Below are 12,339 nucleotides of genomic sequence, written 5' to 3' on the forward strand. Positions count from 1 at the left end.
CTTTTTTACACTTCCCAACGGATTGGAAAACTTAAAGCTGTTATTTTTTGATTTTATCGGAATATAGCTTAAAGATTTTTTTATATTGTTTAAATTTAACAAAATATTGTGATTTATTTCCAAAGTGCCATAATTTTTTATTATCTTGTTAATAGAATTTTTATTAAGCTTAAAGTCTCTTGTATATTTAATACCCATAATTTTCATATATGATTCAATAGCAACAAGTTGATAGAAAACTTTTTGAGAAAGATTAGGAAGTCTTTTACTTGTTTCTATTGCAAATGCTGGTTTATAATGTTTAATAGCAAAATATGTTAAAGACTCTTGCATATCTTTATAATGATCTTTTTTTGTATGTGTGTTTTTGACATTAAAACTATGATGTTTTTTTAGAAGTTTTTTATTAATGTCATTTTTTACTTCTTGGGCAATTTTTCCTAAGTTAAAATAGGGTGTTTTTTTTAATATTTTACATTGATCAATGACACAACTTTGTCCCCATGCCTTAGGATTGTAGATACTTCCTTGACTTTTTTGACGGTAAAAGCCATGACCATCATGTAGATTTAAAATAAGTGATATTCGAGGGAGGAGAATAATTTTTTTAATCTCTTCAACAATCTTTTTATCTTTATCATTTTGTTTAATAAAAGCAAATTTACGATTCATATCACCATGAATACCTCGTCTAAATTTTAAAATACTTGCTTCATTCAAATTTGGTATTATCCATACATTTTTTGATAATATTTTATAGTGTGTTGCAAGAATAGCAGGAGCATAATACCCACCTGGTTCATTGCCATGGATACCACCAATAACTAAAAGGGTAGTATTAGAATCAGGGTTTTCTTTTTTTATTAGATTGAGTTTTGCTTCTAATATTGAAGTAGTAAAAAAGAGTAAAAGGAGAGTTGTTAAAAATTTCATATTATTTCTCTGTTATTATTTTTATTTTTGAATTCTCTAATTTCATTATTAAAGTCTTTTTTCCAGTAAAAGTAAAACTATTAGATTTATAAAATTCATTAAACATTACTTTAAAAGTATTTTTATGCATAGGATAGGGCACAACATTTAGCTGTTTAAAAATAATGGATTTACTTTCATTTTTGGCAAATATTCTTTTTTTATAGCGTTTAAAGCGTTTTATTTTCATACCATCAAAGCGGATAAAGTCTGGAGAATAAAAGTTGAGATAATCTTGTAGATTATTGTATTTCCACGCATATCTCCAAGCATATAGCTGGGAAAGAACTTTTGCAAGTTCTACCTTAGAAACTTTTTTATAATTAGATTGTGCATTAATAATGAGAAGTGTTTTCTTTATATCTAACTCATTATTTAAGGATCTAATGCATTTATTACCAATGGCAATGCAACCTTTTGTAAAACTATCTCTCTTCTCGTCAGTAGGAACTCCATGTATCCAGATGCCTTGACCTGTTTTTCCTTGATATCTATCATATATATTAGGGTAAGATGTAACGAAAGCAAGAGGCCCATAAAACTTATTAACATGGGAAACTTTTTTTACCAAGTCATAAACACCAATAGGAGTTCGTAAATCACCTTCTGTTTTTTTATCACCTTTCATTTTTCCAGTGAATGCATTATAGTCTTTTTGTAGTACATAGCTGTTATTAGCATCTTTAACATAAACTAAAAGGTCGGATTTTGATTTATTGCATGTAAGTATATTGGTGTAAGATTCAATATAGCCAAATTTTGTATCTATATTTCTAAGATAATTTTCCCAATAATTCTGTTTTGAGAGTTCTTGGTCAAGTTTTTTTTCAAGTCCATCTATACCATGCATACGGTACTGTGTAAGTAGTTTTACATCAGAGGCACAAAGCTGACTAGAAAAAGTTGTTAAAAAGAAAAAAAGAAAAAAGGCAACAAACTTACTTTGCATGGTCATAGCCTATCTCTTTGAGAAAGTTTTTATCTTTAGTCCATCCTTTTTTAACAGTTACTTGTAGATTTAGGTAGGCTTTTTTAGTACTTAAGCGTTCTATCTTCTCTCTTGCAGACTTTCCTATTCTCTTGATGGATTCTCCACCTTTTCCTATAATTATGCCTTTTTGAGACTCTTTTTCTATAATGATAGTTGCATAAATTCTATCTATTCCTTGTTCTTCTTCAATAGAGTCAATGATAACATCAGACTCATAAGGGACTTCATCACTTATGTTTTCAAAAATAGCTTCACGGATAAAACCTGCATAAATATCACGAACTAGCTCGCTTGTTAAATCTTCTGGATCATAAAGGAAAGGGGACTCTGGGAGTAGTTTAGCAATAGTGTCAAGCAGATCTTTATGACCAACTTGACGAGGAATGGCAACAGGAATAAGCGCTTCAAAATGCTCTGCATATTGGTTATATGAGGCTATGCGTTTAAAAAGTTTGTCTTGAGAAACTTGATCGATTTTGCTAAGAACTATGATGTGTTTTATTTTCCCATTATTGCGTTTTAAAAATTTTTCATAAGGCTCTGTAGAGTCTGTAATAGGTGCTAAATAGACAATTAAGTCACAATCACCCATAGCTTTTAATGCTTCATCAAGCATAAACTGGTTTAACATTTTCTCTTTTTCATGCAGTCCTGGTGTGTCTATAAAAATTATTTGTGCATTATCATGCATGACTATTGCATTTGAGCGTTTACGGGTTGCGTTTGCTTTTTGGCTTACCATCGCAATTTTTTCACCTAAAAGTGAATTCATTAGGGTACTTTTACCCGCATTTGGACGCCCAATAAGTGAAACGAAACCTGCTTTTGTCATACTACCTCTTTATAATATATATCGTGATAAGTCATCATCTTCGACAACTTCATCAAGTTTTTCATGTACTAACTCTTTTGTTACAACAAACTCTTTACCTTTGTACTCATCAGCATTAAAGCTTACATCTTCGAGAATACGCTCTAAAACAGTATGGAGCCTTCTAGCCCCAATGTCTTCAGCTGTTTCATTTGCACGGTGTGAAAGTTTGGCTATGGCTTTTACTGCTTTATCTTCAAATGTAAGCGTCATCTCTTCAACACCAAGTAGTGCTTGGTATTGAATAAGTAAAGAGTTTTGTGTTTGTGTTAAAATTTTATAGAGTGTATCTTCAGTTAAAGATTCTAGCTCAACACGGAGTGGAAATCTTCCTTGCAATTCGGGAATGAGGTCACTAGGCTTACTCACATGAAATGCACCAGCAGCTATAAATAAAATATGGTCTGTGTTGATTGTGCCATATTTTGTAGAGACGCTACTTCCCTCAACAATAGGGAGTAAATCACGCTGTACTCCCTCTTTAGAAGGGTCATTTCTTCCTTGTGATTTTTCTGAGAGGGCAATTTTGTCTATTTCATCAAGAAAAATAATACCACCAGTTTCTGCACGGCGCAGTGCTTCAGCCGTTACTCTTGTCATATCTAAAAGTTTTGTACTTGCTTCTTGGCGAAGTAGCACTTTTGCATCTTTTACAGTGACCTCTTTTTTATTATCTTCTTTATTAATAGTGGCAAAAACTTTTGAAAAACTCTCTTGAACTTTTGCCATCTCTGGAGGTAAATTTGTGTCATTAAATTCAATATTTAGCTTTTCTATTTCAAGTTCAATTACTTTATCATCCATCTCTCCAGACTCAACTCTCTTTTCTGTCGCTTCAAGGAGTCTTTTATAATCATCTTTTTTACTTTCACTCGCTCCTGTTGGAAGTGGTGGTACAAGTTTGTCTGTAATTTTATTGATGATATAGTTCTCTATTTTCTCTTTGTTTGCCTCTTCTTGTTCGGCTTTTACTATAGAAATGGAGTTTACAACTAAATCCCTCACCATAGATTCTACATCACGACCCACAAAACCAACTTCAGTATATTTACTAGCTTCTACTTTAATAAAAGGAACTTTCATCATCTTTGCAAGACGGCGAGAAATCTCAGTCTTTCCAACACCAGTTGAGCCTATCATCAGAATATTTTTTGGTGTTATCTCATTTTTTAGTTCATCATCAAGTTGCATTCTTCTATATCGCGTACGCAAAGCTAGGGCAATAGTTTTTTTTGCATCATTTTGTGCAATGACATACTTGTCAAGATATTCAACTATCTCTTTAGGTGTTAAATTCATTTTTCATCTTCCTTTAACATCAAAGTTTTTATGTTGTGATTTGTATAAATACATAGATCTGCTGCAATGTGTAGGGACTCTTTTATAAGCTCTTCTTCATCTAAAGTGGAATGTTTTTTTAATGCTCGTGCAGCAGAAATGGCAAAGTTTCCACCACTTCCAATTGCAGCAATTTCTCCATCTTCAGGTTCAACGACATCACCATTTCCTGTAAGAATGAAAATATGCTTATTGTTTAAAACTATCATCATTGCCTCAAGACGGCGGAGTACTTTGTCTTTTCTCCATGCTTTAGAGAACTCGACAACGGATTTAAGTAAATCCCCTTTTTTATTCTCTAAAAACTCTTCAAACATATCAAAAAGATTAAAAGCATCAGCAGTACTACCGGCAAATCCTGCAAGGATTTGCCCATGATGGAGTGTTCTGATTTTTGTTGCATTGCCTTTTAAAACGCTATTTCCAAAGGTAACTTGACCGTCACCACCAATAACGGCTTTGTTTTTGCCTTTGTAGGCTAGTATTGTAGTAGCATCAAACATTAGTTATTATTCTCCCTGAACATCCACATGAAGTTTTGCATGGATTCCATGACCGAGTTTAAGATCTAAATCATGTTCTCCCACTGTTTTAATAGCAGTTTTATCAGTAATATGCTTTTTATCTACATCAATATTATGCTGTTCTTTTAAAGCTTTTACTACTTCATCTTTTGTAATTGCACCAAAAAGGTGACCGTTGTTTCCAACTTTTTTAGTTATAACAATTTCTGCTTTTTCAAGTTTTTTTGATATTGCTTCAAACGCAGCGATTTCATCTTTTAAATCTTGTACTTTTTGTGCTTCATCTGCAGCATGCTGTTCTAATATTTCTGGTGTAGCAGGTTTTGCAAAGCCTTTTTTGATTAAAAAGTTTTGCCCATAACCTGGTTTTACCTCTTTTACTTCACCAGCTTTACCGAGACTTTTAACATCTTTTATAAGTAATACTTTCATAAAAATTTATCCTTAATTTTTTTGACTATCTTTCTATTTCACCACTGTAAGCGACGATTCCATTTGTTAAGTTTCCGATTTTTGTATATCCATTATCTATGAGAATTCTTGCAACATGAGCAGAACGACTTCCAACATGACAGTAGAGAATAATATGCTCATCTTTAGCTAAATTTGCCTCTTCCCAAGTTTGAAAAAATGAACTTGTTGGTACAAGTTTATCAGCACCTTTAATGTGACCCATTTGCCACTCCATATCTTCACGAACATCAACTACTGTAAAGTTTACCATACCAAGATCACGTGCTTCAAAAAGTGCTACAAGTTCATCACCATCAAGCTCATCTTTTTCAACTAAAAGTTGACACTCCTCTTTTGTTAAACCACGAGAATGTGTATGAACACTCTCTTCCATCCCTAGCTCAATTCTTTTTTTTTCTGCAAATTCTGGAGTACAGAAAATTCCACAGTGACAAACACCATCTTGAGGAATCTCTTTCTCTATCGCTGGTTTACAAGGGCAAACTCTATCATCAACTGATTTTGGTTTTTCACCAGTAGTGTCTACCATAAAACAAGGGCAAAAACGTTTTTTGTACATCATCTTGTTACGAGCAAGACCCATCTGTACACCTTCGTTTACATCTTCTTGAGGATTGTAAACCCAGCCAAATTGTGCATTTACTTTATCTGTAAATTTTATTGTTTTTTCAAGTTCAGCTTGAAACTCTGGTGAATTCATATCAATTTTAATTATACTCATCTTCTCTTCCTTCGTTTATTTTTTTTTGTTTCTTGCTTTACCTTCAATGATAAAACGGAGTGCATTTAGTTTGATGAAACCTTCGGCATCTTTTTGGTTATATACTTCATCTTCTTCAAAAGTTGAGTACTCTGGGTTAAAGAGTGAAACAGCAGAACTTCTTCCCACAACCATAATACTCCCTTTGTAGAGTTTGAGTCTTACAGTTCCTTCAACAAATTTTTGTGTATTGTTAATGGCAGCTTGAAGCATTTCACGCTCAGGTGACCACCAAAAACCGTTGTAGATAAGTGTTGCATATTTTGGCATCATTTCATCTTTAAGATGTGCAGCTTCTCGGTCAAGTGTTATAGACTCAATAGCACGATGCGCTTTGAGCATAATTGTTCCACCTGGAGTCTCATAACATCCACGAGCTTTCATTCCTACAAAACGATTTTCAACGATGTCAACACGCCCAATTCCATGTTTACCACCAAGGGTATTTAATGTTTTTAGCATTGTTGCAGGGCTTAACTCTTCACCATTGAGTGCTATTGGATCACCATTTTTATAAGTAAGTTCAATGTACTCTGGCTTGTCAGGTGCATTTTCAGGCGAAGTTGTCCATAGCCACATAGACTCTTCAGGCTCTGCAGAAGGGTCTTCTAAAATACCACCTTCGTAAGAGATATGAAGAAGATTTGCATCCATTGAATAAGGAGATTTTTTTCCTTTTTTCTCAATTTGAATACCGTGTTTTGCAGCATAAGCCAAAAGTTTTTCACGAGAGTTTAAGTCCCACTCACGCCATGGAGCGATAATAGTAAGAGTAGAATCTTGTCCAAGGTAACCCATCTCAAAACGGACTTGGTCATTTCCTTTTCCAGTTGCTCCGTGGCTTACACCATCTGCACCTGTAATTTTTGCAATTTCTGCTTGACGCTTTGCAATAAGAGGACGGGCAATAGAAGTTCCAAGAAGGTACTCACCTTCATAGATTGCATTCGCTCTAAACATAGGAAATACATAATCTTTTACAAACTCTTCACGAAGATCATCTATGAAAATATTTTCGGGTTTAATGCCAAGTTCAAGTGCTTTAATGCGTGCTGGTTCAAGCTCTTCACCTTGACCTAAGTCTGCTGTGAAAGTTACAACTTCACACTTATATTCATCTTGAAGCCATTTTAAAATAACACTTGTATCAAGCCCTCCAGAGTAAGCCAATACTACTTTCTTAACGCTTTTTTTCATGTAAAAAACCTTTTGCTAGTAAAATAATTATCGCGATTATATCGAAAAATATGTGAGAGTATGCTTATATGCGGGTAGTTAAAAAGACAAAATAAGAAAAGTTAAAGTAAGGAGTGAAAATCACCCCTTAGAATCAAATAAAATTCCAGATACCTCTTGCATTTTTGGCAAAAAACCTTCTGCCTGTTCTGCTGGGTATCGTCGAATCATCTTATCTGTTTTTGTATCAATTACAGAGACATAAAAAATATCTTGTGTATCAACGCCAAATTTTAAGTTTGTACTGATTGGTCCAAGAGCATCATTGAGTTTTTTTACTAAATCTTCAACTTTTTCTTTTGAATCTGGTTTAGATGCGGCAGTCGTATCTGCTTTTTGTATCTCTTTGACTAGATTGTCTTGTTTTGTTCTAGTTTGTGCAGTGTGTTGCACCTGTTGGGACTGTTCTTGAACTCTTCCTTGATTTTCTGAAGAACCTACTTGAGATTGTTGCTGTCTTGCAACGTTTGCAATGCCATCCATGACATACTCCTTATAAAAGTATAATGATTAACTTAATAATCGACAAATATCTTTTTTACTTTAATAAAAAGATAGATTTTTTTTTCTTGAGCAATTTTTTATGCTACTCTTTCGCCATGAAACAATATATTGCACTCCTAAAAGATGAAAAAGTTCTAAGAAGACTTTCCACAATACAGTTAATTTCTTACTTTGGCGCATGGTTTAGCAATGTTGCTATCTATACACTCTTATTAGATTTACATGTAAACGCAGCTATTATTGCGTTTGTGGCAATGCTGAATTTTTTAGCAGGTGTGATTCAAGCACCACTTTCAGGTCCTATTATAGACAGAATTCATCCTAAAAAATTGATGCTTAGCCTCATAGTTGTAGAAATTATTGCAACTTTTTCTCTTGTGATGGTACATCAACTCTCAGATTTATGGTTGCTCTATCTTTTAGTATTTTTGAAAATGGCAGCAGCCTCTTTTTACTTTACAACAGAGATGTCACTCCTGCCAAAAATCCTTGATGGCACAAAATTAAGGCTTGCAAATGAACTACACTCTATAATCTGGTCACTCTCTTATACTTTAGGTATGGCAATAAGCGGCTTTGTTGTTTATTGGCTGGGAATTAATGCTGCGTTTATACTTGATGGAATGATGTTTATTGCTGCGTTTATGCTCCTTTATTCTATGGAAATTGAGATAGAAATCTTAAAAGTTGAAGAAAATATTATTAGAATGATGCAAGACACCTTTATCTATCTGAAAAAAAATCCAAAGGCATTCCATTTGATGCTTCTACACTCTTTTGTAGGACTCACTGCGTTTGATGCATTGGTTGTCTTGATGGTTGAGAAATATTATGCAAGTTTTGTGGCAGTCTCTTTGGCTCTGGGGTTTTTGCACTCTGCTAGGGCTATTGGTTTGGTCGTTGGACCTGTATTTATAGGAAAATGGATAAACAATAGACGACTCGTTTACATTTTCATAGCACAGGGCTTGGCTATTTGGCTCTGGGCGTATGTTATGCATAATTTTTATCTCTCTTTGGCTGCTAGCGTGGTAGTTGGTTTTTTTACAACAACACTATGGTCTTACAGTTACACACTTTTACAAAAAAATATAGAAAAAAAGTATTATGGGCGCATAGTGGCATATAACGATATGCTTTTTTTAAGCTCCGCTGCGTTTACATCTTATATGATAGGACATCTTGCAACACTCTCATTTAGTTTGCCGAGCATAACTTTTTTTATGGGATTTGGCTTTATTATAGGTGCAGTGTATTATAATTTTATATTAAAAAAAGAAAAACTTGAAGAGGTATAATGTTTAGTTTTGCAATTCTTGGTGGTATCCTTTTAAATATCGGGGCGTATCTTACCTATAAAGGAAAGATTTATCAGTCTGTCATCGTCTATCTTTTTGCAGATATTTGCTGGATAATAATGGCATTTGAAAAAGATGATATGATTGGCGCGGGTTTAATAGTAGTAGGAACAATTTTTGGCTTTTTAGCATACTTGAAAATGAGAGATGGAGAGATGCAAAAAAATTTAGGTGAGGATAAAAAATAAGTGGTTTACAAATTTAAAGATGAAGAGATAAGTTTAGAAAATTTGACACGCCTGTATGGTGCGGTTGTCATTGATATGCAGGGTGAAATAGCAGAGATGAGTCTGGAGTGGTTTGATCTTTATGGTGACAAGGTTGCATTTAAAGCTTTTGTGCTTGTTTTTGACTATACACCTGTAGGTGAAAGTGTGAGAGATAAAAAAGTGCTCTCATTTGAGACAAAAGAGGAGCTAATAGAAGCAATGAGTGAGGTAGCACAATTTTTTCAAAAGTAATTTCTCAAGATACTAAAAAGGTACTCTCTCTCGCATTTCCTGCAGCACTCAAACACCTAGTAGATATTCTTCAAGTGCTTATAGATATGCTAATGGTGGGAACTGTGAGTGTTGCGGCTCTTGCTGCTGTTGGTATGAGTATGCAGTTTATGATGATAGTAAATGTTTTTATGACCCTTTTTGTTGTTGGGGGTAATGCTCTCATCTCGCGTTTTATAGGTCAGGGAAGAAAAAAAAGAGCTTCTGCTTTGCTTTTTTCTCTTGTTCTTTTGGCAATAACTTTGGCTGCGTTTGTAAGCGTTGGAGGCTACTTTGGAGCTTACCATTTTTATGCATGGATGGGTGCTACTCCAGCGGTTGTAGAGCAGGGTGGTACATACTTTAAAATACTCTCACTGGGAATTATTGTAATTTTTTTAGATACTCTGCTTTACAATGCACTCTCCGCAGCAGGAGATACAAAAAGTTCACTCTACATAAAACTTACATCATCAGTTTTAAATGCTTGTATGAATTATGTGCTTATTTTTGGGCATTTTGGATTTCCTGTACTTGGTATTGCAGGGGCGGCTATTGCCACTGTTCTTGCTTATAGTTTTAATAATGTTGCTTACTATATTTTGATTAAAAAATTGAATTCAAAACTGGACTTTTTGCCGATTATTCGCATAAAAGATATAAAAAGAGTGCTTAAAGTTGGCTACGCTGCGGCGATTGACAGGGGTGTGTCAAGTGTGAGTTTTCTCTTTTTTGTCTCCATCATTACCGCGTATGGAACAGCAGAACTCGCAGGGTATCAGGTAGGTCTTCGAGTGGAGGGCATTGCGTTTATGCCAGGCTTTGGTTTTGCCATCGCCTCTATGGCTCTTGTTGGACAAAATATTGGTGCAAAAGATTTTGATAAAGCCTATAATATGGGCATAATAAGTGGACGGATTGCTTATACTTTTATGGGAAGCGTCGGGCTGATTATGATACTTTTTCCAGAGTATTTAGTACACTTTTTTACAAAAGACGCACTCACTATTGCGGTTGCTTCAAAATATCTCATACTTGTAGGACTTGCACAAATTCCTCTTGCTATTATGTTTGTTTACTCTGCATCACTGCGTGGGGCAGGTGCTACAAAAACAACACTCAAAGTAAATCTTATTTCGCTCTGGCTTTTTAGACTCCTTCCTTCTTATATTGCTTATAAAATGGGTTATGGAGTCATAGTGATTTTTGCAATTATGAATCTTGAAACACTTATAAAAGGGTGTATATATTGGTATATTTACTCAAAAAGAGAGTGGCTGCATACAAAAGTTTAAGATGTTAGAAGTTATTGCATTAACTTTATTCTTTGTGCTTTTATAATATTTAATAAATCATTTGTTTCTATTCAAATTGTATGTTTTAGAGTTGTTTTTGGAAATATGAGTATAGTGGTTAAGTTGAAAGACAAGGGTTGTTTTTAAGTAAAAGTCTGGTTATTATTTAACTAGCTTTCTTACTAAAAAGCTCAAACTTTTGCTCTGTACCCTTATTCTTTTCCAAGTCGCCACCTTAAAATCCACTTAATTTCTTAATTATAACCAATAATATTTAATCTAATTCATATTTTAAGCAACTAACTCCTTACTCATTTCTTTTTTTTCTTTTGTTCCACAAGCTTTTTGATAAATTTCTGCGTTATATGTAGTATTGTTTTTATAAAGTGAATGAGCTATTACAATTAGTTTACGCATAACAGCTATCTGTGCAACTGTTGAGTGCTTCCCATTCTCTTTTAATCTGTCATAAAATTCTCTCATCTCATCATTATATTTTATTGAGACCATAGTAGCCATAAAGAGTACTCCCCTATAAAGTCTTGAACCAGACTTAGATATCCTAGGTTTAGATTTTACAGATGTTCCTGAATCTTTGATTATAGGGTCTAAACCTGTTAAAGAAGTTATCTGTTTTTGGTTAGCTTTGGGGTATCTGATAAAGAGATGAATTAAAACTATTCCAGCAATCTCTCCAATTCCTGGAATAGTTTTAATATTTGAATATGCTTGTGAAATATCATCATCTTCGTTGATAATATTTTGTATTTTATTGAGTATTTCAACTTCTTTTTCTTTCATTTCTTTATGCCTTTTTGTGAGATCTTTAAGAGCATAAATATTACCATCTTTTGCTTTAAGTGCTTCATGATGGTTGTTGATAGCTACTCTTTGCTTTAATGTGAACATATAATAGCTCATAAGCTCTTTTATAGTTTCAGCTGTTACATTTATTACTGGTACTTTTCTCTCATCTTTTCTTGCAACAGTTATGGCACGAGAAAGCATAGCAGCATCTATTCTATCACTTTTACTTCTGTGTCCTAAAGCTTTAGCAAAGTTACTTGACTGTTTTGGATTTATAATAAATGCTTTGATATTTTTTATGCTACAAAATTTTGTAAGTGTAGAAGAATAACTACCTGTTGGTTCATAAACAAACACTAATTTATCAAGCTCTTTTTTGTAGAGTTTTTTTAATTTTGCATAAAAAGACTTTAGTGCTTTTAAATTATTCTCAACCTCTAAATCTAGAGAATTGAGTGGAATCTGAACTGATATACTTGCTTTACTGACATCTAATCCGATAGAATACATAAGAGAACCTCACTTTCTTAAATTGAGAGTTCGTTAGGGTAAGAGTAAAATAATCTCTTACCTGATAAAAACAACCCTGTTATACATAATCTCGTCTCATGATATACAATCTAGCTTTCACCGATTCAGTCGCCACTCAAATTTTCAGTATAACTATCTGACTTGGAGTGAATCTAGCTAACATTTTCATTTAAGAAAACTAGCTGATTTAGGATTTGTC

At 33.7% G+C, this 12,339-nt stretch carries 14 protein-coding genes; 4 read left to right on the forward strand and 10 right to left on the reverse strand.

Annotated features, from left to right (window positions below; translation table 11 throughout):
- From MVY38_RS04070 to MVY38_RS04110, 9 genes are all read right to left on the reverse strand, one after another.
- A partial coding sequence (locus MVY38_RS04070) for a M99 family carboxypeptidase catalytic domain-containing protein (RefSeq protein WP_297483827.1) occupies positions 1-933 on the reverse strand: 933 nt, incomplete at its 3' end.
- Position 934: 1 nt separating this feature from the next.
- Complete coding sequence (locus MVY38_RS04075; RefSeq protein WP_297483829.1) at positions 935-1,822, reverse strand: L,D-transpeptidase family protein; 888 nt, start codon at positions 1,820-1,822, stop codon at positions 935-937.
- 88 nt (positions 1,823-1,910) lie between these two features.
- Complete coding sequence (era, locus tag MVY38_RS04080; protein WP_297483832.1) at positions 1,911-2,795, reverse strand: GTPase Era; 885 nt, start codon at positions 2,793-2,795, stop codon at positions 1,911-1,913.
- Positions 2,796-2,804: 9 nt separating this feature from the next.
- Positions 2,805-4,133, reverse strand: a complete 1,329-nt coding sequence (gene hslU / locus MVY38_RS04085) for an HslU--HslV peptidase ATPase subunit (RefSeq protein ID WP_297483834.1) — start codon at positions 4,131-4,133, stop codon at positions 2,805-2,807.
- The gene (gene hslV, locus MVY38_RS04090) at positions 4,130-4,675 is read right to left on the reverse strand and encodes an ATP-dependent protease subunit HslV (RefSeq protein ID WP_297483836.1); all 546 of its coding nucleotides are present in this window, start codon (positions 4,673-4,675) and stop codon (positions 4,130-4,132) included. The genes hslU and hslV overlap by 4 nt, the downstream gene beginning before the upstream one ends.
- 6 nt (positions 4,676-4,681) lie before the next feature.
- Positions 4,682-5,128 (reverse strand): 50S ribosomal protein L9, encoded by a 447-nt coding sequence (gene rplI, locus MVY38_RS04095; protein ID WP_297483838.1) that lies wholly within the window; start codon positions 5,126-5,128, stop codon positions 4,682-4,684.
- Positions 5,129-5,153: 25 nt separating this feature from the next.
- On the reverse strand, positions 5,154-5,891 hold the full coding sequence (locus tag MVY38_RS04100; RefSeq protein WP_297483839.1) for a ferredoxin-thioredoxin reductase catalytic domain-containing protein: 738 nt from the start codon (positions 5,889-5,891) through the stop codon (positions 5,154-5,156).
- Positions 5,892-5,906: 15 nt separating this feature from the next.
- On the reverse strand, positions 5,907-7,127 hold the full coding sequence (locus tag MVY38_RS04105) for an argininosuccinate synthase (RefSeq protein ID WP_297483841.1): 1,221 nt from the start codon (positions 7,125-7,127) through the stop codon (positions 5,907-5,909).
- Positions 7,128-7,247: 120 nt separating this feature from the next.
- Complete coding sequence (locus MVY38_RS04110) at positions 7,248-7,649, reverse strand: flagellar protein FlaG (RefSeq protein ID WP_297483843.1); 402 nt, start codon at positions 7,647-7,649, stop codon at positions 7,248-7,250.
- A 116-nt stretch (positions 7,650-7,765) separates the two neighbouring features.
- On the opposite strand from MVY38_RS04110, the gene MVY38_RS04115 reads away from it, so the two are divergent.
- From MVY38_RS04115 to MVY38_RS04130, 4 genes are read left to right on the forward strand one after another with little or no spacing between them, the layout of a single operon-like run.
- Positions 7,766-8,968 carry an MFS transporter gene (locus MVY38_RS04115; RefSeq protein ID WP_297483845.1) on the forward strand — a complete coding sequence of 401 codons (1,203 nt, stop codon included), beginning with the start codon at positions 7,766-7,768 and terminating at the stop codon, positions 8,966-8,968.
- On the forward strand, positions 8,968-9,216 hold the full coding sequence (locus MVY38_RS04120; RefSeq protein ID WP_297483847.1) for a hypothetical protein: 249 nt from the start codon (positions 8,968-8,970) through the stop codon (positions 9,214-9,216). Before MVY38_RS04115 ends, MVY38_RS04120 begins: the two co-directional genes overlap by 1 nt.
- The gene (locus MVY38_RS04125) at positions 9,217-9,489 is read left to right on the forward strand and encodes a hypothetical protein (RefSeq protein ID WP_297483849.1); all 273 of its coding nucleotides are present in this window, start codon (positions 9,217-9,219) and stop codon (positions 9,487-9,489) included. It abuts the gene before it with no gap.
- On the forward strand, positions 9,489-10,802 hold the full coding sequence (locus MVY38_RS04130) for an MATE family efflux transporter (protein ID WP_297483852.1): 1,314 nt from the start codon (positions 9,489-9,491) through the stop codon (positions 10,800-10,802). Before MVY38_RS04125 ends, MVY38_RS04130 begins: the two co-directional genes overlap by 1 nt.
- Before the next feature lie 291 nt (positions 10,803-11,093).
- Here the strand turns inward: MVY38_RS04130 and MVY38_RS04135 are convergent, their stop codons facing one another.
- On the reverse strand, positions 11,094-12,119 hold the full coding sequence (locus MVY38_RS04135) for an IS110 family transposase (RefSeq protein WP_297483851.1): 1,026 nt from the start codon (positions 12,117-12,119) through the stop codon (positions 11,094-11,096).
- Positions 12,120-12,339: the final 220 nt, after the last annotated feature.

This window comes from Sulfurimonas sp., assembly GCF_027056685.1.
In the GTDB taxonomy this organism is placed as follows: Bacteria; Campylobacterota; Campylobacteria; order Campylobacterales; family Sulfurimonadaceae; genus Sulfurimonas.